Below are 21,010 nucleotides of genomic sequence, written 5' to 3' on the forward strand. Positions count from 1 at the left end.
GATCCGGGCGATCGTGTCGCGGCACCCCTCTTGAAGCCCACGGGGGCGGCCCGTCAGCCGTGCGGCGCCCCGTGACTGATGGTAAGCCCACGGGTACGGACAGTGGCTAGGGGTCTGCAAGGGCCAAATGAGGGGGAACCGGCGGAGGGTTGACCTACCCCGCCTCAGACGATCGAACCGTCGACAAAACACCACCGCCAGGTCTCGCCCGGTTCGAAGCTGCGCATCACCGGATGGCCGGTGTCGTGGTAGTGCTGCGTGGCGTGGCGGTGCGGCGAGGAGTCGCAGCACCCCACGTACCCGCACCACAGGCACATCCGCAGCTGTACGGGATGGCTGCCGGTCGCCAGACATTCCGGGCAGCTCTGGGCAAGCGGCACCGGCTCGGGGCGCGGCAGTTCGGGAACGTGGACGCACTCGCTCATGATGGCCAGCGTACGACGCGGGCGCGGGCCGACGACGGGTGAGGACGCGGGCCGACGACGGGTGAGGATTGGTCTTCGATGGACGTATTGCCGCTGGTGGCGCTGGTGGCGGGCAGCGCGGCCGTCGCGGGGCTGGCCCGCCGGACACCCGTGCCCGCGCCCCTGCTGCTGGTCGCGGCCGGACTGATCGCTGCGTACGTCCCGGGCGTGCCCTCCTACGCCCTCGACCCGCACATCGTGCTGCCGCTGCTGCTCCCGCCCCTGCTGCACACGGCCGCCGTGGACAGCTCGTACCTGGACCTGCGGGCGAACGTCCGGCCCATCGCGATGCTGTCGGTGGGGTACGTGCTCTTCGCGACGCTCGCCGTCGGCTACGCGGCGTACCTGGTGGTGCCGGGGCTGTCCCTGCCCGTGGCGCTGGTGCTGGGCGCGGTGATCGCGCCGCCCGACGCGGTCGCGGCCACCGCCATCGCCCGCAAACTCGGCCTGCCGAGCCGTATGACTACCATCCTGCAGGGCGAGTCCCTGGTGAATGACGCCACCGCCATCACCGCGTACAAGGTGGCACTGGCGGCGGCGGTCGGGGTCGGCTCGGGCTGGGCGGGCGGGATCGCGGAGTTCCTGCTGGCCTCGGTGGGCGGGGTCGGCGTGGGCCTGCTGCTGATGGTCCCGATCCACCAGCTGCGCAAGCGGCTGCGGGAGCCCCTGCTCCAGAACACCCTGTCGCTGATGATCCCCTTCGTGGCGTACGCGGCGGCCGAACGGGTGCACGCCTCCGGTGTGCTCGCCGTGGTCGTCGTCGCCCTGTACCTCGGGCACCGGAACTGGCAGGTCGACTTCGCCACCCGGCTCCAGGAGGAGGCGGTGTGGAGGGTGGTCGCCTTCGTCCTGGAGTCCGTGGTCTTCGCCCTGATCGGGCTTCAGCTGCCGCTCGTCCTCAAGGGCTTGGGCGAGTACGAGGGGCTGCACGCGGCCTGGTACGCGACCGCCGTCTTCCTCGCGGTGGTGGTGGCGCGCTTCGTGTGGGTGTTCCCGGCGACCTTCGTCCCGCGCCGGCTGTCGGCCCGGATCCGCACCCGGGAGCCCGACACCACCTGGAAGGCGCCGGTGATCGTCGGCTGGGCGGGGATGCGCGGCGTGGTCTCGCTCGCCATGGCGTTCTCCGTGCCCATGTCCGTGCCGCACCGGGACCTCATCCTCTTCCTGACCTTCACCACGGTCATCGGGACCCTGGTGCTGCAGGGCCTGACGCTGCCACCGCTGATCCGGCTGCTGAAGCTGCCGCCACGCGATCCGCACACCGAGACCCTGGCGGAGGCGCAGGCGCAGAGCGAGGCCTCACGGGCGGCGGAGGACCGGCTGACGGAGCTGCTGGAGCAGCCGGGCAACAGCCTGCCGCCGCCGCTGGCGAACCGGCTCCGCACCGTGCTGGAGCGGCGCCGCAACGCGGTGTGGGAGCGGCTGGGCGAGGTCGACGCGATCACCGGAGAGTCGGCGGACGACGTCTACCGGCGCCTGGCACGCGAGATGATCGCCGCTGAGCGGGAGGTCTTCGTCTCGCTGCGCGACCGCCGCCGCATCGACGACGAAATGCTGCGGGCGCTGCTGCGCAGGCTGGACCTGGAGGAGGCGGCGGCCTACCGCGAGGCGGCCTGACCCCAGGCGGGGAGCGGTGCGGTTGTGGCCCGGTGGATGGTGCCCGGGCCGCGGCGGGTTTCCCGTACCGGGCGGGCCCTGGTTTCCGCGTCCGCTGTCGCCCGCGCGCCGCAGCGCCCGTCGCGACCGGGGTCGGCGGTGCGGCGGTGGCCGCGGTCGGGCGGCGCCGGCTGACTCCGGCCGGCTGCGGGCCCTCTTCCGCTCCCGCCCGGTGGAGGGCGGAGTCGGGGTCCCGGCCGGCAGGGGGCTACGGCCGGCCGGTGATGACCGCGGCCAGGGTGGTGCCCCGGGGGAAGGCGCCGGAGGCGGTGAGGTCGGTCAGGGCCCAGAGCAGCTTGGCGACGTAGAGGCGCTCGACCGGGAGCCCGTGGCGGGCCTCGAAGTCGGCGGCGAAGCGGTCGAGGGCCGGCGGGACACGGCCGTAGCCGCCGTGGTGGTAGCCCTCGGCCAGGGCCCAGTCGCCCGCCGGGCCGCCGAAAGCGGCGAGCTGGAGGGAACGTATCTCCGCGGCCAGGAAACCGCCCGCCAGCACCGGTACGCCGAGCGCCCGCTGCCCCGGAGCCAGCCCGGCCGCCAGTCCCGCCAGGGTGCCGCCCGTCCCGCAGGCCACCGCGACCACGTCGGCCGCGGCGCGCAGCTCGCGGCCCAGCTCGGCGCAGCCCCGCAGCGCGAGGCTGTTGCTGCCGCCCTCCGGGACGGCGTACGCCCCCTGCGCGCCGGCCCCCTCCAGCAGCCGGGCCAGCGTCTGCGGCTCGGCCTTGCGGCGGTAGTCGGCGCGGCAGACGAAGTGCAGGCGCATGCCGTCCGCGGCGCACCGGGCGAGGGAGGCGTTGAGCGGGCGGCCGGCCAGTTCGTCGCCGCGCACCAGTCCGATGGTCTCCAGCCCCAGTAGCCGCCCGGCCGCGGCGGTGGCGCGCAGGTGGTTCGAATACGCCCCGCCGAAGGTCACCAGGCTCCGGTGCCCGGCCGCCACCGCGGCCCGCAGATTCGGTGCGAGCTTGCGCCACTTGTTGCCGGGCAGCTCCGGATGGACGAGATCGTCCCGCTTGAGCAGCAACCGCACCCCGCCCGCGGCGAACCGCTCATCGCGGACCTCCTGCACCGGGGACGGCGGACGCGCCCGCAGTGCCTCGGCGTCGGTCTCGGGGTGGCTCACCCGTCCATTGTCCCCGGCGGAGCCCGCCCCGCCCCGGCTGCCCCCCGCCCCGGCTGCCCCCCCCCCGCGCCGGTGGTTCTCGGAGGCGACGGGCGTCCTGTGCTTTCGGGGGGGCGTTACTTCAGGCGTTCCGCGACTCGGTCGCGGAGCGAGGCCATCGTGAAGCCTCTGGGGTCGATCTTGCCCGGCTGCCATTCCAGGTGGCCGATCACCGAGCGTGCGGTCCAGGCGTGGACGCGGCAGACGGCGGCTGCCGCGCGGCTGATCGCGTCCAGCTGGACCGCCGGCCAGGGGTCCTCGCCGTCGCCGAGGTTCTCGCACTCGAAGCCGTAGAAGTGCCGGTTGCCGTCGGTGTCCGTCTGGTTGTCCGGCGGGAGCCGCCGTTCCGCGATCACCGCCGCCAGGACGTCCGAGTCGCCGGAGCCGGCGTGGTTGGCGCGGCCGTAGCCGACCAGGTGGACGCGGCCGTCCTTGGCGATGACCCCGTGGCACAGGGGGCCGGGGAGGCGGTCGTGGCCCTCGCGGCAGAGCTGGACGGTGCGGGCGGTGCCGCTCGTCACGGTGTGGTGGATCATCACCCCGTGCACCGGCCCCCAGGGGCCCTTGTGGTTGCGGTTGTGGGTGCGCCAGGCGCCGACCTCCACGACGGTCAGGCCCTCCTTCCGCAAGGCGTCGATGAACCGGTTCGCGGACATGGGTGCGGCCATGACCGCCTCCTTCACGGTGGCTCGGCGGTCACCTCGCGTGACCGCCCTGTTCTCCCACGGGTGTAGCGGAGGCACTCCTTCCGCGGCTAGTGCGTTCGTACACCAAGCGAGCCGATCCGGACAGCGGCCGGATCGGCTCAGACGCAACAGCCGGAGCTCAGGTCCCGTCCCGTCACGTCCCATCAGGTCCTGTCACGTCACGCCGGGGCGAGCCACAGGTCGGGGCCGAACACCTCGTAGTGGATGTCGGCGGCCGCTACGCCCTTGGCGATGAGCTGCTCGCGCACGGACCTCATGAAGGGAAGCGGCCCGCACAGGTACGCCGTGGTGCCGGGGAGCACCGGGACGTCCGAGAGGTCGAGACGGCCCTCGCGGTCGCCCGGCTCCGCCGCCTCCTCGTACCAGAAGGCGGCCGAGGCGTCGGGGAGCTTGTAGGTCAGGGCCCGGTGGTCGGCCCGCAGGGGGTGGTCACCGGGGGAGCGGTCGGCGTGCAGGACGGTCACCGGGGCCGTGTGCCCGATGTCGGCCAGGTGCTCCAGCATCGCGAGCATCGGGGTGCAGCCGATGCCCGCCGAGGCGAGCAGGACCGGGGTGTCCGAATCCCGCAGGACCAGGTCGCCGTAGGGGGCGGAGACGCGGATCCGGTCCCCCGCCGCGACGTTGGCGTGAAGGTGGTTGGAGACCTCGCCCTCGGGCCCCGCGGCGGCCGGGCCGTGGACCCGCTTGACGGTGATCGCGCGGACCGGGGAGCCGGGGGAGGTGATGAGGCTGTACTGACGGATCTGGCGGGCGCCGTCCGGGAGCTCCACCTGGACCGAGACGTACTGGCCGGGCTTGCAGCCGGGCGCGGGGGCGCCGTCGGCGGGGGCGATCCGGAAGGTCGTGCAGTCGGGCGTCTCCTCGACGCGTCCCGTGACCGTCCACTCCCGCCACACGTCGCCGGCGATGACCTGCCGCTCGGCGTAGAGGCGCTCCTCGATGGTGGCCAGGGCATGGGCCATCAGCCAGTAGACCTCGTCCCAGGCCTGCGCGACCTCGGGGGTGACGGCCTCGCCGAGTATCTCGGCGATGGCCTCGAAGAGGTACCGGTGGACGACGGGGTACTGATCGCGGGTGACGCCGAGCGAGGCGTGCTTGTGGGCGATGCGGCCGAGCATCACGTCGGGACGGGTGTCCGGGTGCTCGACGAGGTGGGTCGCGAAGGCCGCGATGGAACCGGCTAGGGCCTGCTTCTGGAGTCCGGCGTTCTGGTTGCCCCGGTTGAAGAGGTCGCGCAGCAGCTCCGGGTGGGCCGCGAACAGCTTCGCGTAGAAGAGCTCCGTGATGTCGCCGATGGCCGCCCCGATGGCGGGCAGGGTGGCTCGTACGGTCGCGGTGGACTTCTCGGAGAGCATGGGGGACTCCTCGCGTAAGGGGCATCTGGGACAACGCGGCTGTGGAAGGCGGGGATCTGCAAGCACAGCAGAGAGCCGGCGCGATGCGAACTTCCGTTCGATCTTCCCGTCAGGTTGAGTTCGGGCAGCGCGGCGGCCGGTGGTAACCGGCCATCCGGCCTCCGGTCAGCGCCGGTCGCCCCGGGCCCGGCCGGGCCTGAAATGCAGGGGAGGGACGGCCGCGTCGCGGTGGCCGCCAGGCCTCACGTCCCGCTCTCGTGGAAAGCGGGCAGCCCCGTGCCGATCAACCCAGGGTGGCCGAAAGCCGCGGGTCGGCAGGGGCGCCCGGCGGGCGGGCTGAACCCCACAGATTGCCCCTTCCTCGGACGGAGTAGTCCCATCCTTTTGTGTAATGGTTCCACCGCGTTCCGTACTGGAAGGCTGGTCCCGCAGATTCATGGAGTGATCGAAAGGCAAATACATGTCGGTCCAGGCAAGTTCCGAAACCGAAACCGAGAACCAGGCACCGCGGCGCAGTCTGGGGACATCGGCCGCCCGGAACTTGGCAACCACGACCAAGTCCGCCCCGCAGATGCAGGAGATCACCTCCCGGTGGCTCCTGAAGATGCTCCCGTGGGTGTCCGTGCAGGGCGGTACCTACCGCGTGAACCGCCGACTGACCTACTCGGTCGGCGACGGGCGCGTGGAATTCATCAAGACCGGGACCCAGGTCCAGGTGATCCCGGCGGAGCTCGGTGAACTGCCGCTGCTGCGCGAGTACGAGGACATGGAGGTCCTCGGGGAGCTCTCCCAGCGCTGCCGGCAGGTCGACTTCGAGGCCGGCCAGGAGCTGACCTCCTTCGGCAACGCCTCCGACCAGGTCTTCCTGCTCGCCCACGGCCGCATCGACCACGTCGGCCCGGGACCCTACGGCGACGACGCCGTCCTGCGGACCGTCGCCGACGGCGCCTACTTCGGCGAGGACTCCCTCGTCGACGAGGAGGCGATCTGGGAGTACACCGCCCGCGCCGCGACCTCCGGCACCGCGCTCGTGCTGTCGCGCCAGGACTTCCAACTGCTCGCGGACCGGGTCGACTCGCTGCGCCAGCACGTGGAACGCGTACGGTCGCTGCCCGCCCAGCGCACCAACAAGTACGGCGAAGCCGCGATCGACCTCTCCGCCGGCCACCAGGGCGAGGCCGTCCTCCCCGGCACCTTCGTGGACTACGAGGCCCGACCGCGCGAGTACGAGCTCTCCATTGCACAAACGGTCCTGCGGGTGCACACGCGCGTCGCCGACCTGTACAACCAGCCGATGAACCAGACCGAGCAGCAGTTGCGGCTCACGGTCGAGGCGCTCCGCGAGCGCCAGGAGCACGAGATGCTCAACAACCCCGGATTCGGGCTCCTCCACAACGCCGAATACGACCAGCGCATCCAGCCGCACGACGGCGTGCCCGGCCCGGACGACATGGACCAGCTGCTCAGCATGCGGCGCGGCTCTAAGTTCTTCCTCGCGCACCCCAAGGCGATCGCCGCCTTCGGCCGCGAGTGCAACCGGCGCGGGCTGTACCCGGAGTCGGTGGACTTCGGCGGCCACCGGGTGCCGTCCTGGCGCGGGGTGCCGATCTTCCCGAGCAACAAGATCCCGATCAGTGACGCCCGGACCACCTCCATCCTCTGCATGCGTACCGGCGAGGACGAGCAGGGTGTGATCGGGCTGCACCAGCCCGGCATCCCGGACGAGATCGAGCCGAGCCTGTCGGTCCGCTTCATGGGGATCAGCGAGCAGGCGATCATCTCGTACCTGGTCACCGCCTACTTCTCCGCCGCGGTCCTGGTGCCCGACGCGCTCGGCGTACTGGAGAACGTCGAAATCGGCCGCTGGCACTGAGCCCGCCGGCCGAAGGACATCGGGAGCGTGCGGCAGCATGCGGAAGCATCGGGGAAACGCCATGGCGACCACTGAGGCGATCACCACCGGCGAGGGCCAGGAGGCCGCGGCCCTCCTCGAACGGACGAGAGAAACGGTTGACCCGGAGCTGCGCCGGGCGGTGGAGAGCCTGCCCGGATCGATGCGGCGCGTGGCGATGTACCACTTCGGCTGGGAGCAGGCGGACGGCACGCCCGCCGCGGGCCACGCGGGCAAGGCCATCCGGCCCGCCCTGGTGCTCGCCGCGGCCCAGGCCGTGAACGGCGGCGCCGAGGACGCGGTACGGCCGGCGGTGGCCGTGGAACTGGCGCACAACTTCACGCTGCTGCACGACGACGTCATCGACAAGGACGCCCGCAGGCGCGGCAGGGCCACGGCCTGGACGGTGTTCGGAAGCGCGGACGCGATCATCACGGGCGACGCCATGGTGGCGCTGGCGCTGCGGCTGCTCGCACAGGATCCGCATCCGGCCGCGGCGGCGGCCTGCGCCCGGCTCGCGACCTGTGTCATCGAGCTGTGCGCGGGACAGCAGGCGGACTGCGCCTTCGAGCAGCGCGCGTACGTCTCGCTCGACGAGTGCCTGACCATGGCCACGGCCAAGACCGGCGCCCTGCTGGGCTGCGCCTGCGCGCTCGGCGCGCTGTACGCGGGAGCCGCGCCGGACGAGGTCGACGCGATGGACGCCTTCGGGCGGGAGGCCGGCCTGGCCTTCCAGCTGATCGACGACCTGATCGGCATCTGGGGGGATCCGGGGCATACGGGCAAGCCCGCCGGAGCCGATCTGCTCGCCCGCAAGAAGTCCCTCCCCGTCGTGGCCGCCCTCACCTCGGGGACCGCGGCCGGGGAGGAGCTGGCCGCCCTGTACGCGGGCCCCATGAGCGGGGACGACTTACGCCGGGCCGCCGACGCGGTGGACCGGGCCGGCGGGCGCGACTGGGCGCAGGCCCATGCCGCGGACCGCATGGGCCGGGCGGTGCAGCAGCTGTCCAGGGCCGTACCCGACCTGGGCGCGGCGGGCGGGCTGCTGGCGCTGGCGGAGTTCGTCACGCGGCGTACGAGGTGAGCCGCCGGTAGGCCCACGGGCGGGAAGGCCCCCCGGAAGGCGGCGGAATGCCCGGAGGCAAGGGAAAGGCCCGGGAAGGCAGGTGAGGGCCGGGGAAGGCAGGTGGAGGCCCGGGAAGGCAGGGGAAACGCCCGGGAGGCATGGGAAGGGCCTGTTCCGGCACCGGATGTGTGCCGGAACAGGCCTTTCCGCGTACGGGCGCCAACTCTACGATCACTCAAGGTGATTGACACATGAGCGAAGGGTGTACCAGTGGGGCTGGAAATACGTCAGGCGGATCAGTCGGACCGGGACGCGGTCGCCCGGCTGCTCGACGAGGCCTTCCGCACCGACCCCGTCAGCAGCTGGGTCTTCCCGGACCCGGAGCACCGGGCCGCCGTACACGGGAAGTTCCTGGGCGTCTTCGTGGACGTGGCGCTGGCCGAGGGCCGCATCGACTACGCGGCGGACGGCTCGGCGGCCGCGCTGTGGCTGCGGATCCCCGCGGGTGTGCCGGAGGGGGAGGACGAGATTCCGGCGAAGATGCGCGCCGCCGCGGACCCGGACAACGAGCGGTGCGAGCTGGTCGGCAGGCTGACGGCGGCGGTGCACCCCACGGCGGAGGAGCACGAGTACCTGCTGATGATCGCGGTCGCCCCGGACCGGCAGGGGGAGGGGCTCGGCAGCGAGCTGATCCGGCCGGTGCTGGAGCGCTGCGACCGCGAGGGCGTGCCGGCGTACCTGGAGGCGAGCAGCGAACGCAGCATGCGGCTCTACGAGCGGCTCGGCTGGGAGTTCACCGGAACGGCGGTGCGGCTGCCGGATGGCCCGCTGATGTGGCCCATGTGGCGTAAGCCGCAGGGGTGACCACCGTACTCGACCAGGCTCCGTACGCCTTGCCTAACCACTCCGGGTGAAGTACTTTACGTGACGTCCTCGGCTGCCGGAGGACCTGTCGAACGGAAGAGACTCGCTTGCGCAAGCTCACGTACTTCATCGCCACGTCGCTCGACGGCTACATCGCCGCCCCGGACGGTGGCGGTGACTATTTCAACCAGTACCTGGACCCGGAGTTCATCGAGTACCTGACGACGGAGTGGGCGGAGACCATCCCCACGCACGGGCAGGCGATGCTGGGCCTGGCCACCTTCGAAGCCAAGCACTTCGACGCCGTCCTGATGGGGCGTGCGACCTACGACATCGGGCTGAAACTGGGCCTGAGCAGCCCGTACGCACACCTCAGGCAGTACGTGGCCAGCCGCTCGCTCGCCACATCGCCGGACCCGGCCGTCGAGCTCGTCTCGGGGGACCTCGTGCAACGGGTGCGCGAGCTCAAGGCGCAGGACGGCCTCGGCATCTGGCTCTGCGGGGGGTCGGGGCTGGCGGGTGAGCTGGTGGACGAGATCGACGAGTTCGTCGTCAAGACGTACCCCGTCTTCGCGGGCGCCGGCATGCCCATGGCCCGGGCGGGCTTCGAGCCCCGCGCCCTGCGGCTGACCGAGGTGAGGGGCTTCGGCGGCGGCCAGGTCGTGACCCGGTACGCGCGCGAGCGCTGAGCGGAGGCGCTGACCGCCAGCGGCGACCGCTGACCGCGAGCTGCGCCGGTACGGGCTGCCCCCGGGCCGCCCCTGGGGGCTGAAAACGCGGGCACCGGCCCCGCGGAACGGACAAAACCGTCCTACCGTGGAGGTATGGCCGGTGAAGAGCAGCAGCACGCGCACGAGAGGGTCACCCCGCAGGCCGGGCGCGGGCAGAAGACCTGCCCGACCTGCGGGAGCCCCGTCGACACGGTGGTCAGGCGGCGCAAGTCACTCGGGATCTTCATCCCCGAGTGGGGGCCGGGTCCCTGCCGGAACCCGAAGTGCCCTGCGTACGTCCCGGAGGTCCGCGTCCGTCCGCAGGCGTAGGACGGGTCAGCCCTTCGCGTCCAGACCGGAGGCGACGAGGCCGTTGGCCCACAGCTGGTTGACGCGTGCCCGCTCGGTGCTGTTCGGGGTGGCGTTCGTGCAGGAGGTGCCCGGCCCGCCGCCCGACATGAGCTCGCTGCACGGACCCGAGTAGTGGTCCGGCAGACCCAGCACGTGGCCGGTCTCGTGCGAGGTCACCCGGGTGGAGTTGTAGATCTGGTTCTGCCGGTAGTCCAGGAAGATGTAGCCCCGGCCGTGCCCGTCCGTGCTGGCGTACGAGCCGCGTGAGTCGTTGCCCTCGCGGTACGAGAAGTTCCCGCCGGAGGACACCTCCTGCAGTTTGACGTTGCTGACCGAGCTGTTCCAGATCCGGGTCGAGCTGGCTATCTGGCTGCGGAAGCTCGGCGCGTTGCGGGTGTTGTAGGTGACGGTCACGGCGAGGGCGCCCGGGTTGGCGGCGCGCTGCTCGGCGACCGCGTGCCGCACGGCGTCGAAGAAGGCGCGGTTGGCGGCCGCGTTCTCCTGCGAGCGCTCGTACGCGGCATAGCTGGCGGGGCTGCCGGCGCGGTTGGCGGCGGGCGCGGCGCTGGCGGCGGGGACGGCGCCCAGGGCGGTCGCGATGGCGATGCCGACGGTAGCGGCCAGCGTGACCTTACGGGAGTGGCGCATGGGGAGTGCTCCTGCTCATCCGGTGTGGGGGGTGGGTCGTTCGGTACCGGAGTCTGGGGGAGCGGATGGGCCGGGCGGATGATGTCACTCCCCGATAGCACCGAGCTATCGGGAAGTTTTCGGCTAACCAACTAGCGTGAAAATGGCGGGATTTGGGGTCTCTTGGATGGCTGGTGCGGTCAACCGGTCGCGGCCTACCCTCTGGGCCATGGAGCTTGAGGTGAGGCACCTGCGCGCACTGTGCGCCATCGCCGACGCCGGCAGCCTGCACAAGGCCGCCCGGCAGCTCGGCGTGAGCCAGCCCTCACTGACCACCCAGCTGCGCCGCATCGAACGCGCCCTGGACGGCGAGCTGTTCCTGCGCGAGCGGACCGGCTGCCGGCCCACCCCCTTCGGCCGCACCGTGCTGGGGCGCGCCCGACCGCTCCTCGCGGAGATGGCCGCACTGGTGGCGGAGGCCCGGGCGGTGGCCCAGGGGCCACGGCTGCGCATCGGCTCCACGGCCAGCCGCGCGCTGCCCGGTTGGCTGCGGCGGCTGCACCGGCGGCTGCCCGGGACCGAGACCTCCCTCGTGGTGGACGTCTCCGCCAACGCGCTGCTGCGGATGGCGGCCGCGGGCCAGCTGGACGTGGCATTCGTACACGAGGTGGAGGGCAGTCCGCTGCGGGTCCCGGCCGGGCTGCAACTGCACGTGCTGATGGAGCGGGAGCCGCAGTTCGTGTCCATGTCCCGGGACCATCCGGCGGCCGGGCAGGCGGTGGTGTCGTTACGGGACCTCGCCGCCGACCGGTGGACGGTGGACCCCTCGGTGGACGGTGAATGGGACGGCCTGCGCCGGGTCCTCGCCGGGGCCGGGCTCGATCCGCCGGTGCTCCACGCCGACTACCACACGGCGGCCTCGCTGATCGTCTCCGGCGAGGCCGTCGCGCCCTGCCAGCCCACATCCGGGCCCCGGGAAGACATGGCGATCCGGCCGCTGTCGGGCGACCCGCTGGCCGTACGGCTCCTGCTGGCCACCCGGCCGGGCGCGCACGCGGAGGTGTACGAGGACCTCCGCGCCGCCTATCGCGAAGCGGCCCTGCGCACACCCCCGTACCGGGCCTGGCTGCACCGCACGGGCAGCCCCCTCGTCCAGGCCCCGGCGGAGGCGGCCTGACGCACCCGCCGCCACGGGGGCCCGGCGTCCGCCGGGCCCCGTGGCGCCCCCACCGGGCTCGGGCTGACGCTGGGCGATCCGGCGAAGCGGAACCCGGCCGTGGTGCCGCCGTGGCCCGTTGGCGCCGCGTCCAGCCGACTGCCGCCCCGGCGCCGCGCCGTGCGGTCCGCAGAGCCGGCTGCTTCTCCGACCCTGTCCCCCCGGCCCCGCTGTCGCGCCCGGCCGCCCGGGAGTACGCAAACCCGCGCTTCCGTGACGCCTTGACTTCCCCCGACCGCGATATATCGTGAAGAAGAAGACGCGATATGTTGCGTGCGTCGAGGACCGTCCGTGTACGCACGAGGAGGACCAGCATCATGGAAGACCAGACGCACCAGACGCCTCGGAAGACCTGGTCGGTCGCCGAACCGCAGAAACTCACCTTCGAGGGGCCGGTGAGCGACCTCCGCGTCCGCACCGTGAGCGGCACGGTCAACGTCGTGGCCGCCGACAGCGCCGACAGCGCCGGCAGCATCCACGCGGGTCCGGCGCGCCTGGAGGTCACCACGGTCGACGGGCCGCCCCTGCACGTGGTGCTGGAGGGCGGCGTCCTCACCGTCTCTTACGAGGACCTGCCCTGGAACGGCTTCCAGGGCTTGAAGGAGTGGTTCGAGTCCAAGCCCTGGAAGGCTTGGTCGCATTCCGGCTCCGGACGCAAGGCCTGGGAGCGCAGCGCCACCGTCACCCTCGCCGTCCCCGCCGCGACCCGCGTCCAGCTGGCGACCGTCGACGCCACGGTCTTCGTCTCCGGCATCGCGGGCGGTACCGACGTCAACGGCATCTCCGGTGACGCGACGCTGGTCGGGCTGTCCGGCAAGGTCAAGGCGCACACCGTCTCCGGCGGCGTCGAGGCCCAGTCCGTCACCGGCGACCTCGCCTTCCACTCGCTGTCCGGCGATCTGACGGTGGTCGACGGTGCGGGCGGGAACGTACGGGCCGACTCCGTCAGTGGTGACATGCTCATCGACCTGGACCCCGACCCGGACGCGTCGCGTCCGGTGGACATCGCGCTGAAGTCCGTGTCCGGCCAGGTCGCGATCCGGCTGCCGCACCCCGCCGATGCCCGCGTCGAGGCCAACACCGCCACCGGGGGCGTCTCCAACGCCTTCGAGGACCTGCGCGTTTCCGGGCAGCTGGGCGCCAAGCGGATCACCGGTACCCTCGGCGCCGGGACGGGCACCCTGCGGGCCACCACGGTGTCGGGCGCGATCGCGCTGCTGCGCCGCCCGGCCGCGGAGGCCCCGGCCGCCGCGGAGCCGCCGGCCGCCGCGGAGCCGTCGGCCGCCCCAGAGCCCTCGCCCGAAGCCGCCGAAGCCGCCGGAGCGCCGGAAACCCCCTCCACGTCCGACAAGAAGGTGCTCTGACATGCCGCCCGTCTTCGCCCACGGCCGCCTCCGCCTCTACCTGCTCAAGCTGCTGGACGAGGCCCCGCGCCACGGGTACGAGGTGATCCGTCTGCTGGAGGAGCGCTTCCAGGGGCTGTACGCGCCCTCCGCCGGCACGGTCTACCCGCGCCTGGCGAAGCTGGAGGCCGAGGGCCTGGTCACGCACGCCACCGAAGGCGGCCGCAAGGTGTACTCCATCACCGGGGCGGGCCGAGCCGAACTGGCCGGCCGCGGCGGTGAACTAGCCGACCTGGAGCTGGAGATCCGCGACTCCGTCTCCGAACTGGCCGCCGAGATCCGCGACGACGTGCGGGGTGCGGCGGGTGACCTGCGGCGCGAGATGCGTGCGGCGGCCTCCGCGACGGCGACCGAGGCGGAGGACGAGTCCTGGAAGGCGGCGAAGGAGGAGCTGCGCAAGGCCAGGCAGGAGTGGAAGGAGCAGGCGCGCCGAGCGAAGGACGAGAGCCGCCGGGCCCGTGAGGAGGCCCAGCAGGCGCGCCGCCAGGCCAAGGAGGCCCAGGAGCGGGCCCGTGAGGAGGTCCAGCGCATCGCGGGCCAGCTCCAGGAGCAGTTCGCGAAGTCGGGCGGGGTGCTGGGCAGTCTGGCAGGGGCCTGGCTCGGCGGGGGCGGCGCCACGTCCACCGCGCCCCCGGCCGCGGATACGGCGGCGGGCGCGGCGGCCGGTGGCACCCCTGCGGCGGCGGATGTCACGCAGGACGTGACGCAGGACGTGACGCAGGACGTCACGCAGGGCCGGGAGGGGGGCGTGACGCCGGACGCGGACTGGGCCGCGGACCTCACGCCCACCGCAGACCCGGCCCGTGACCTGGACCGCCTGCTGGACCGCTTCCGCGACGAGGTGCGCGACGCGGCCCGCGATCACGGGCTGACACCGGCTCAACTGGCCGGGGCCCGTGCCCGCCTCGCCACGGCGGCAACCCACCTCAAGGCGGTCCTGCGCCCCGCCCCCTGAGCCTCAGGCGGCCAGGCCCGCTTCCGCCGCGGCGTAGGTGACGCCGTGGTCCGTCAGGACCTCGGAGACCGAGCCCGGGCGGGACAGCAGGGCGAGCAGCAGGTGCAGGGTGCCGATGCGGTTGTCGCGGCGGCCCAGGGCGATGCGGAGGGACTGCTCCAAGGCCCTCTTCGACTCCCGGGTGAAGGGCACGTGGTAGCTGCCGGTACGGTCGTTCCCTTCGGCGCGCCCGAGGGCCGAGCGGAGCGAGGCGCCCAGGGTGCGCCTCCTCCGGGCGGGGGCCGAGAGCGCGCCCTCGCCGTGGGTCTCCTCGACGCGGGAGACGATCTCGGTGAGGTCGATGCCGAGGCCGGCCAGCGCCTCCTCGTCCGCCCTCGACATGCCGCCCCGGCGGCGGGCCCCGGCGAGGTCCGCCGCGACGGCCGTGCGGTCGACGCCCAGGGGATCGAGTACGCCCCGGGACATCAGAGCGAGCAGCAGGTGCTCCTCGGTGACCGTGGCGGCTCCGGACCGCCGGGCCTCGGTCATCGCGTCCGTCACGGCGGACCGGGCGTCGCGGGTGAAACGTTCGAACATCAGAGCCTCCCGTACTTCTTGTGCACGGCCTGCCGGCTGACGCCCAGCTCGGCCGCGATCTCCTGCCAGGACCAGCCCTGCGCGCGGGCGCTGCGTACCTGTACGGCCTCCAGCTGCTCCAGCAGCCTTCGCAAGGCGGCCACGGCACGCAGGCCCACGCGCGGGTCACGGTCACCGGCCCGCTCGGCGAGATCGGTAGCTTCCGTCATGCATGTCAATGTAGGTTGACAAGGGAGGAGGTGTCAACCCCAGTTGACATTTTGCGGTGAGTACCCGGCCCCGCCCGCCCCGCCCCCGCTACGGCTTGAGGACGATCTTGCCGAAGAGGTCGCCCGACTCCAGCTTGGCGAACCCCTCCCGCGCCCGGTCCAGCGGCAGCACCTCGTCGATTACCGGGCGTACCCCCGTCGTGGCGCAGAACGACAGCAGGTCCTCCAGCTCGTCCTTCGAGCCCATCGTGGAGCCGACCACCTTGAGCTCCAGGAAGAAGATCCGGGTCAGCTCCGCGTGCGCCGGCCGGTCGCCGCTCGTCGCGCCGGAGATCACCAGCGTGCCGCCCGGGCGCAGCGACTTCACCGAGTGGGACCAGGTGGCCGCGCCGACCGTCTCGATCACCGCGTCCACCCGCTGCGGCAGCCGGGCGCCCGGCTCGTACGCCTCCACCGCGCCCAGCTCCACCGCCCGCTTGCGCTTGGCCTCGTCCCGGCTGGTCGCGAAGACCCGCAGGCCCGCCGCTTTGCCCAGGACGATCGCGGCGGTGGCGACCCCGCCGCCCGCGCCCTGGACCAGGACCGAGTCGCCGGGGCGGACGCCGGCGTTGGTGAACAGCATCCGGTACGCCGTCAGCCAGGCCGTCGGCAGGCACGCGGCCTCCTCGAAGGACAGCTCGGCGGGCTTGCGCAGGACGTTCCATGCGGGGACGGTCACCTGCTCGGCGAAGGTCCCCTGGTAGCGCTCGGTCAGGATGGAGCGCGGCTCGTCGGGGCCGACCCCGTGGCCGCTCTGGCCGATCACGGAGTGCAGGACGACCTCGTTGCCGTCCTGGTCGGTTCCGGCCGCGTCGCAGCCGAGGATCATCGGGAGTTTGTCCTCGCCGAGGCCGACCCCGCGCAGCGACCACAGGTCGTGGTGGTTGAGCGAGGCGGCCTTGACGTTCACGGTCACCCAGCCGGGGCGGGCCTCGGGGGCCGGGCGGTCGCCCAGCTCAAGGCCGTTCAGCGGCTGGTCACGGTCGATTCGGGCGGCGTAGGCAGCGAACATGCGCAGACGTTACCGCCGGGTAGGCGCCCGTTTCCAGCCCCACTTTCCGGCCGGACCCCCGCCCGCCGCCTCCGCGCACGCGACGAGGCCCGGCCGGAGAGGTCCGCCACCCGGACGCGACGAGGCCCGGCCGGATCGCTTGGATCACTCCGGCCGGGCCTCGTATCCCGTACTGCTCGTATCCCGTACCGCTCGGCGCGGGATCAGACCAGGCGGGCCACGCCGTCGGCCTTCGCCGCAGCGGCGACGGCCGTGGCCACGGCCGTGGCGACGCGCTCGTCGAACGGCGAGGGGATCACGTAGTCGGCGGCGAGCTCGTCACCCACGACACCGGCGATGGCGTCGGCGGCGGCGATCTTCATGCCCTCGGTGATCCGGGTGGCGCGCACCTTGAGGGCGCCCGCGAAGATGCCCGGGAACGCCAGCACGTTGTTGATCTGGTTCGGGAAGTCCGAACGCCCCGTGGCCACGACCGCCGCGTACTTGTGCGCGACGTCCGGGTGGACCTCCGGGTTCGGGTTGGCCATGGCGAAGACGAAGGCGTCCTTCGCCATCGACGCCACCGCGGCCTCGGGAACCGTACCGCCGGAGACGCCGATGAAGACGTCCGCGCCCACGAGGGCCGTTTCCAGCGAGCCGGTCCGGCCCGTCTTGTTGGTCAGCCCCGCGATCTCCGCCTTGACGTCCGTCAGGTCGGAGCGGTCGGCGGAGACGACGCCCTTGCGGTCGGTGACGCAGACGTCGCCGATGCCCGCGTCCACGAGGATCTTGGCGATGGCGATACCCGCCGCGCCCGAGCCCGAGATGACGGCGCGCAGGTCGCCCAGGGTGCGCCCGGTCAGCTTCGCGGCGTTGCGCAGCGCGGCCAGCGTCACGATGGCGGTGCCGTGCTGGTCGTCGTGGAAGATCGGGATGTCCAGCGCCTCCTGGAGGCGGCGCTCGATCTCGAAGCAGCGGGGCGCCGAGATGTCCTCCAGGTTCACCCCGCCGAAGGACGGAGCGAGACGGATGACCGTCTCGATGATCTCCTCCGTGTCCTTGGTGGCGAGCGCGATCGGAACCGCGTCCACCCCGCCGAACTGCTTGAACAGGATGGCCTTGCCCTCCATCACGGGGAGGGAGGCCTCGGGACCGATGTCGCCGAGTCCGAGCACGGCCGTGCCGTCGGTGACGACGGCGACCACGTTCGACTTCCAGGTGTACTCGTTCACGAGCTCGGGTTGTTCCGCGATGGCGCTGCAGACCTTCGCCACGCCCGGCGTGTACGCGAGGGACAGGTCGTCCTTGTTCTGGACCGGCACCGTGGCCTGGATGGCCATCTTGCCGCCCCGGTGCAGTGCGAACACCGCGTCCGGGTTGTTGTCCGTCACGCTGTCGCTGCGAGGATTGACGATCTCCGCTGCCACTTTCTTGGCCCCTTAAGTCTTTGAATCGTTGAGGGTGACCACTCCTGGTTAAGGGGTGGGCGGGCACCGCGTCCGTACTCCGCGTCGACGGTTGGCCCGTCTCCGCGGAGGGGAGGTTCGTACGCGCGGGCGCGCCGCACGCGCGCCCTGAGCCCCGGATGAGGGGTGTAAGGATCTGTTCTACCGGAAGAACGCTCGCCCAGACGAGTCGATTCCTACTCGACCATAGGCGGCTTGTCCTGGTTTTGGAGAAAAGTCCAAGAGTCTGTGTCCGGTAGCCGAGACGTACCGCAAATAGTGAGTCAAAAGAGCCTGTTCACGGGGGATCATGCGGCGCCAGGCCGTCCTGCCCGCAGGCATGTTGGGTGGAGGGGGTCACCCGTTATCTGATTTTGACCTGGCGGGCGACCTGAATGCGTCAGTCCGAATGGCAAGATGCCCCTCATCACACAAGTTCGCGACACTCGATGGTGTGTGCCACGACCACTCTCGGATGCTTTTCCACCTGCCGGAGGAACCGCTCATGACCGCAAGCACCACCCGTCGTACGACCGCCGCTCGGTCCCGGATCGCCGCGGCCGGTGCGATCGCGGTCGCCGGCGCCCTGATCCTGACCGGTTGTGGAGACCAGACCGACAACGGTTCCGCGACCAAGGGCAAGACCAGCGACGCCCCGCTGTTCGACAAGCTCCCGAAGAAGATCCAGGACGCCGGCGTCATCAAGGTCGGCACGGACGCCGCCTACGCCCCGATGGAGTTCACGGAGGGCGGCAAGATCGTCGGTGTCGACCCCGACATCGCCGCGGAACTGGGCAAGAAGCTCGGTGTGCGCTTCGAGTTCACCTCGGGCACCTTCGACGGCCTGATCACCTCGCTGGAGACCGGCCGCCAGGACATCGCGATGTCCTCGATCACCGACAACAAGCGGCGCCAGGAAGGCCTGGACGAGAACGGCGCGAAGATCGGCAAGGGCGTCGACTTCGTCGACTACTTCTCCTCCGGCGTCTCGCTCATCGTCAAGAAGGGCAACCCGGAGAACATCAAGTCCCTCGACGACCTGTGCGGCAAGACGGTCGCCGTGCAGCGCGGCACGATCTACGAGGACACCTTCAAGACGCAGGCCGAGAAGTGCGGTGACAACAAGCTGACCATCGAGGCCTTCGACACCGACGCCGAGGCGCAGACCCGCGTCAAGGCCGGCGGCGCCGTGGCCGACATGAACGACTACCCGGTGGCCGCGTACATCGCGAAGACCTCCGGCGGCGGCAACGACTTCGAGGTCGCCGGCCAGCAGGCCGACGTCGGCCTCTTCGGCATCGCGGTCTCCAAGGAGAACGCCCAGCTCCGCGACGCCGTCAAGGAAGCGCTCGACGCCATCATCAAGGACGGCTCCTACACGAAGGTCCTGGAGAAGTGGAACGTCAAGGACAGCGCCGTGCAGTCCGCGACGATCAACGCAGGCAAGTGACCGAGCGCTCCACTGAAGGGCAGTCGTAGTGACTGACAAGATCGACAAGGGTTCGGCCGCCACTCCGCCGGCCGGACCCGCAGCCTCGGGATCCCCCTACGAGGCCATCAAGGCAATCCCCGTACGGCATTACGGCCGCTGGGTCAGCGCCGCGGTCGTGGCCGTGCTCCTGGGCTGGCTCGTCTACGCCTTCTCCGAGGGCGACGTCATCTGGGGCACGGTCGGCGACAAGCTGTTCGACCCCTCGGTGATCACCGGTCTCGGCAACACCATCATCATCAGCGTCTCGGCGATGGCGCTGGGCCTCGTACTCGGCGTCCTGTTCGCCGTGATGCGGCTCTCGCACAATCCGGTCACGAGCTTCGTCTCCTGGCTCTACATCTGGTTCTTCCGCGGCACCCCCGTCTACGTCCAGCTGCTGGTCTGGTTCAACCTGTCGCTGATCTTCCAGTACATCGACCTCGGGCCGATCTACAAGGACGAGACCGTCGACGTCATGACGCCGTTCATGGTCGCCCTGCTGGGCCTCGGCCTGAACGAGGGCGCCTACATGGCGGAGATCGTCCGCTCCGGCATCCAGTCCGTGGACGAGGGCCAGAGCGAGGCCGCGCACGCGCTCGGCATGACCCGCACGCAGACCATGCGCCGCGTCGTGCTGCCGCAGGCCATGCGCGTGATCATCCCGCCCACGGGCAACGAGTTCATCAACATGCTGAAGACCTCGTCGCTCGTCTCGGCGGTGCAGTACACCGAGCTCCTGCGGGCCAGCACCAACATCGGCAGCACGGCCGGCGCCATCATGGAGATGCTCTTCGTGGCCTCCATCTGGTACCTCACGCTGACCAGCATCTTCAGCGTCGGTCAGTACTACCTGGAGCGCCGCTACGCCCGCGGTTCGCTGCGCAGCCTGCCCCCCACACCGCTGCAGCGGCTCAAGGCCAACCTGAACATGTTCCGCCGTACGGAGGTGACCAAGTGACCGCCCAGCCGATGGTCAAGGCAGAAGGCGTCCACAAGTCGTACGGCGCCGCCCACATCCTCCGGGGCATCGACCTGGAGGTCGCGCCGCGGGAGGTCTTCTGCCTGGTCGGCCCCTCGGGCTCCGGCAAGTCGACGTTCCTGCGGTGCATCAACCACCTGGAGCGCATCAACGCCGGCCGGCTCTCGGTCGACGGCCAGCTGGTGGGCTACCGCCAGAAGGGCGACAAGCTCTACGAGCTGAAGGACAGTGAGGTCGCGGCCCAGCGCCGGGACATCGGCATGGTCTTCCAGCGCTTCAACCTCTTCCCGCACATGACGGCCCTCGAAAACGTCATGGAAGCCCCGGTCATGGTCAAGGGCGAGAGCAAGGCGGTGGCCCGCGAGCGGGCCGTACGCCTCCTCGACCGGGTCGGCCTCGGCGACAAGGGCGGGAACTACCCCACCCAGCTCTCCGGCGGCCAGCAGCAGCGCGTGGCGATCGCCCGCGCGCTGGCCATGGAACCGAAGCTGATGCTCTTCGACGAGCCCACCTCGGCGCTCGACCCGGAGCTGGTGGGTGACGTCCTGGACGTCATGCGGGACCTGGCCGAGTCGGGCATGACCATGATCGTGGTCACGCACGAGATGGGCTTCGCCCGCGAGGTCGGCGACAACCTCGTCTTCATGGACGGCGGCGTGGTGGTCGAATCCGGCCACCCGCGCGAGGTCCTCGGCAACCCGCAGCACGACCGGACGAAGGCGTTCCTGTCGAAGGTGCTGTAGGCGCGCGCGGCTGGTGAACGCGGGAGGGGCGGTACGGGATGCTTGGGTTCTAGGAGTCGTTGCAACATCCCAGTTCAGGGGATGCGATGGACTTCGAGATCCGTAGGGACCGGACGCCTCAGGGCCCTCGGAAGCT

General features: G+C 71.5%; 21 protein-coding genes. 12 read left to right on the plus strand and 9 right to left on the minus strand.

Going from position 1 to position 21,010, the window contains the following annotated elements:
- Positions 1–164 precede the first annotated feature (164 nt).
- Positions 165–425 carry a UBP-type zinc finger domain-containing protein gene (locus ACWDX7_RS21995; protein WP_451492674.1) on the minus strand — a complete coding sequence of 87 codons (261 nt, stop codon included), beginning with the start codon at positions 423–425 and terminating at the stop codon, positions 165–167.
- 78 nt (positions 426–503) lie between these two features.
- Here ACWDX7_RS21995 and ACWDX7_RS22000 point away from each other — a divergent pair, with 78 nt between their 5' ends.
- A complete protein-coding gene (locus ACWDX7_RS22000) occupies positions 504–2,081 on the plus strand; it encodes a Na+/H+ antiporter (protein WP_451492673.1) in 1,578 nt (525 codons plus the stop codon).
- Between the two features lie 247 nt (positions 2,082–2,328).
- Here the strand turns inward: ACWDX7_RS22000 and ACWDX7_RS22005 are convergent, their stop codons facing one another.
- The 3 genes from ACWDX7_RS22005 to ACWDX7_RS22015 all read right to left on the minus strand — a co-directional run bounded on the left by ACWDX7_RS22005 (position 2,329) and on the right by ACWDX7_RS22015 (position 5,338).
- The gene (locus tag ACWDX7_RS22005; RefSeq protein WP_451492672.1) at positions 2,329–3,237 is read right to left on the minus strand and encodes a 1-aminocyclopropane-1-carboxylate deaminase/D-cysteine desulfhydrase; all 909 of its coding nucleotides are present in this window, start codon (positions 3,235–3,237) and stop codon (positions 2,329–2,331) included.
- 116 nt (positions 3,238–3,353) lie between these two features.
- Positions 3,354–3,944, minus strand: a complete 591-nt coding sequence (locus ACWDX7_RS22010) for an N-acetylmuramoyl-L-alanine amidase (RefSeq protein WP_451492671.1) — start codon at positions 3,942–3,944, stop codon at positions 3,354–3,356.
- A gap of 197 nt (positions 3,945–4,141) precedes the next feature.
- Positions 4,142–5,338, minus strand: a complete 1,197-nt coding sequence (locus ACWDX7_RS22015) for a globin domain-containing protein (protein WP_451492670.1) — start codon at positions 5,336–5,338, stop codon at positions 4,142–4,144.
- 460 nt (positions 5,339–5,798) lie between these two features.
- Between ACWDX7_RS22015 and ACWDX7_RS22020 the strand changes: the two genes are divergently transcribed.
- The 5 genes from ACWDX7_RS22020 (at position 5,799) to ACWDX7_RS22040 (ending at position 10,199) form a co-directional block, all read left to right on the plus strand.
- The gene (locus tag ACWDX7_RS22020; RefSeq protein ID WP_451492669.1) at positions 5,799–7,211 is read left to right on the plus strand and encodes a family 2B encapsulin nanocompartment shell protein; all 1,413 of its coding nucleotides are present in this window, start codon (positions 5,799–5,801) and stop codon (positions 7,209–7,211) included.
- Positions 7,212–7,272: 61 nt separating this feature from the next.
- A complete protein-coding gene (locus ACWDX7_RS22025) occupies positions 7,273–8,313 on the plus strand; it encodes a family 2 encapsulin nanocompartment cargo protein polyprenyl transferase (protein ID WP_451492668.1) in 1,041 nt (346 codons plus the stop codon).
- A 252-nt stretch (positions 8,314–8,565) separates the two neighbouring features.
- Positions 8,566–9,159: a GNAT family N-acetyltransferase gene (locus ACWDX7_RS22030; protein ID WP_451492667.1), complete on the plus strand. Its 594-nt coding sequence runs from the start codon at positions 8,566–8,568 to the stop codon at positions 9,157–9,159.
- Positions 9,160–9,266: 107 nt separating this feature from the next.
- Positions 9,267–9,848, plus strand: a complete 582-nt coding sequence (locus ACWDX7_RS22035; protein WP_451492666.1) for a dihydrofolate reductase family protein — start codon at positions 9,267–9,269, stop codon at positions 9,846–9,848.
- 135 nt (positions 9,849–9,983) lie between these two features.
- The gene (locus ACWDX7_RS22040) at positions 9,984–10,199 is read left to right on the plus strand and encodes a hypothetical protein (RefSeq protein ID WP_451492665.1); all 216 of its coding nucleotides are present in this window, start codon (positions 9,984–9,986) and stop codon (positions 10,197–10,199) included.
- A gap of 6 nt (positions 10,200–10,205) precedes the next feature.
- Here the strand turns inward: ACWDX7_RS22040 and snpA are convergent, their stop codons facing one another.
- Complete coding sequence (gene snpA / locus ACWDX7_RS22045) at positions 10,206–10,868, minus strand: snapalysin (RefSeq protein ID WP_451492664.1); 663 nt, start codon at positions 10,866–10,868, stop codon at positions 10,206–10,208.
- Between the two features lie 208 nt (positions 10,869–11,076).
- Here snpA and ACWDX7_RS22050 point away from each other — a divergent pair, with 208 nt between their 5' ends.
- From ACWDX7_RS22050 to ACWDX7_RS22060, 3 genes are all read left to right on the plus strand, one after another.
- Positions 11,077–12,024, plus strand: coding sequence for a LysR family transcriptional regulator (locus ACWDX7_RS22050; protein WP_451492663.1), 948 nt, complete (start codon positions 11,077–11,079; stop codon positions 12,022–12,024).
- A gap of 356 nt (positions 12,025–12,380) precedes the next feature.
- Positions 12,381–13,427, plus strand: a complete 1,047-nt coding sequence (locus tag ACWDX7_RS22055) for a DUF4097 family beta strand repeat-containing protein (protein WP_451492662.1) — start codon at positions 12,381–12,383, stop codon at positions 13,425–13,427.
- Between the two features lies 1 nt (position 13,428).
- Positions 13,429–14,421, plus strand: coding sequence for a helix-turn-helix transcriptional regulator (locus tag ACWDX7_RS22060; RefSeq protein WP_451492661.1), 993 nt, complete (start codon positions 13,429–13,431; stop codon positions 14,419–14,421).
- Positions 14,422–14,424: 3 nt separating this feature from the next.
- Here ACWDX7_RS22060 and ACWDX7_RS22065 read toward each other — a convergent pair whose 3' ends face one another.
- The 4 genes from ACWDX7_RS22065 to ACWDX7_RS22080 all read right to left on the minus strand — a co-directional run bounded on the left by ACWDX7_RS22065 (position 14,425) and on the right by ACWDX7_RS22080 (position 17,663).
- Positions 14,425–14,997: a Clp protease N-terminal domain-containing protein gene (locus tag ACWDX7_RS22065; protein ID WP_451492660.1), complete on the minus strand. Its 573-nt coding sequence runs from the start codon at positions 14,995–14,997 to the stop codon at positions 14,425–14,427.
- Complete coding sequence (locus ACWDX7_RS22070; protein WP_030013034.1) at positions 14,997–15,206, minus strand: helix-turn-helix domain-containing protein; 210 nt, start codon at positions 15,204–15,206, stop codon at positions 14,997–14,999. Before ACWDX7_RS22070 ends, ACWDX7_RS22065 begins: the two co-directional genes overlap by 1 nt.
- Before the next feature lie 88 nt (positions 15,207–15,294).
- Entirely contained in the window at positions 15,295–16,257 is a 963-nt protein-coding gene (locus ACWDX7_RS22075) for a zinc-binding dehydrogenase (RefSeq protein ID WP_451492659.1), read from the minus strand.
- A gap of 203 nt (positions 16,258–16,460) precedes the next feature.
- Entirely contained in the window at positions 16,461–17,663 is a 1,203-nt protein-coding gene (locus ACWDX7_RS22080) for an NAD(P)-dependent malic enzyme (protein WP_451492658.1), read from the minus strand.
- A 523-nt stretch (positions 17,664–18,186) separates the two neighbouring features.
- Between ACWDX7_RS22080 and ACWDX7_RS22085 the strand changes: the two genes are divergently transcribed.
- The 3 genes from ACWDX7_RS22085 to ACWDX7_RS22095 are packed head-to-tail and all read left to right on the plus strand — an operon-like array spanning position 18,187 to position 20,874.
- Positions 18,187–19,131, plus strand: a complete 945-nt coding sequence (locus tag ACWDX7_RS22085) for an ABC transporter substrate-binding protein (RefSeq protein ID WP_451492657.1) — start codon at positions 18,187–18,189, stop codon at positions 19,129–19,131.
- Between the two features lie 28 nt (positions 19,132–19,159).
- Positions 19,160–20,110, plus strand: coding sequence for an amino acid ABC transporter permease (locus ACWDX7_RS22090; RefSeq protein ID WP_451492656.1), 951 nt, complete (start codon positions 19,160–19,162; stop codon positions 20,108–20,110).
- A gap of 11 nt (positions 20,111–20,121) precedes the next feature.
- Positions 20,122–20,874 (plus strand): amino acid ABC transporter ATP-binding protein, encoded by a 753-nt coding sequence (locus ACWDX7_RS22095; RefSeq protein ID WP_451492703.1) that lies wholly within the window; start codon positions 20,122–20,124, stop codon positions 20,872–20,874.
- Positions 20,875–21,010: the final 136 nt, after the last annotated feature.

This window comes from Streptomyces sp. NPDC003034 (assembly GCF_053591375.1).

Bases quoted from the DNA above. Each gene is read 5' to 3' on its own strand.
- ACWDX7_RS21995 (WP_451492674.1), bottom strand. From the start codon at position 425: ATGAGCGAGTGCGTCCACGTTCCCGAACTGCCGCGCCCCGAGCCGGTG.
- ACWDX7_RS22000 (WP_451492673.1), top strand. From the start codon at position 504: ATGGACGTATTGCCGCTGGTGGCGCTGGTGGCGGGCAGCGCGGCCGTC.
- ACWDX7_RS22010 (WP_451492671.1), bottom strand. From the start codon at position 3,944: ATGGCCGCACCCATGTCCGCGAACCGGTTCATCGACGCCTTGCGGAAG.
- ACWDX7_RS22015 (WP_451492670.1), bottom strand. From the start codon at position 5,338: ATGCTCTCCGAGAAGTCCACCGCGACCGTACGAGCCACCCTGCCCGCC.
- ACWDX7_RS22020 (WP_451492669.1), top strand. From the start codon at position 5,799: ATGTCGGTCCAGGCAAGTTCCGAAACCGAAACCGAGAACCAGGCACCG.
- ACWDX7_RS22025 (WP_451492668.1), top strand. From the start codon at position 7,273: ATGGCGACCACTGAGGCGATCACCACCGGCGAGGGCCAGGAGGCCGCG.
- ACWDX7_RS22040 (WP_451492665.1), top strand. From the start codon at position 9,984: ATGGCCGGTGAAGAGCAGCAGCACGCGCACGAGAGGGTCACCCCGCAG.
- snpA (WP_451492664.1), bottom strand. From the start codon at position 10,868: ATGCGCCACTCCCGTAAGGTCACGCTGGCCGCTACCGTCGGCATCGCC.
- ACWDX7_RS22050 (WP_451492663.1), top strand. From the start codon at position 11,077: ATGGAGCTTGAGGTGAGGCACCTGCGCGCACTGTGCGCCATCGCCGAC.
- ACWDX7_RS22055 (WP_451492662.1), top strand. From the start codon at position 12,381: ATGGAAGACCAGACGCACCAGACGCCTCGGAAGACCTGGTCGGTCGCC.
- ACWDX7_RS22060 (WP_451492661.1), top strand. From the start codon at position 13,429: ATGCCGCCCGTCTTCGCCCACGGCCGCCTCCGCCTCTACCTGCTCAAG.
- ACWDX7_RS22065 (WP_451492660.1), bottom strand. From the start codon at position 14,997: ATGTTCGAACGTTTCACCCGCGACGCCCGGTCCGCCGTGACGGACGCG.
- ACWDX7_RS22070 (WP_030013034.1), bottom strand. From the start codon at position 15,206: ATGACGGAAGCTACCGATCTCGCCGAGCGGGCCGGTGACCGTGACCCG.
- ACWDX7_RS22075 (WP_451492659.1), bottom strand. From the start codon at position 16,257: ATGTTCGCTGCCTACGCCGCCCGAATCGACCGTGACCAGCCGCTGAAC.
- ACWDX7_RS22085 (WP_451492657.1), top strand. From the start codon at position 18,187: ATGACCGCAAGCACCACCCGTCGTACGACCGCCGCTCGGTCCCGGATC.
- ACWDX7_RS22095 (WP_451492703.1), top strand. From the start codon at position 20,122: ATGGTCAAGGCAGAAGGCGTCCACAAGTCGTACGGCGCCGCCCACATC.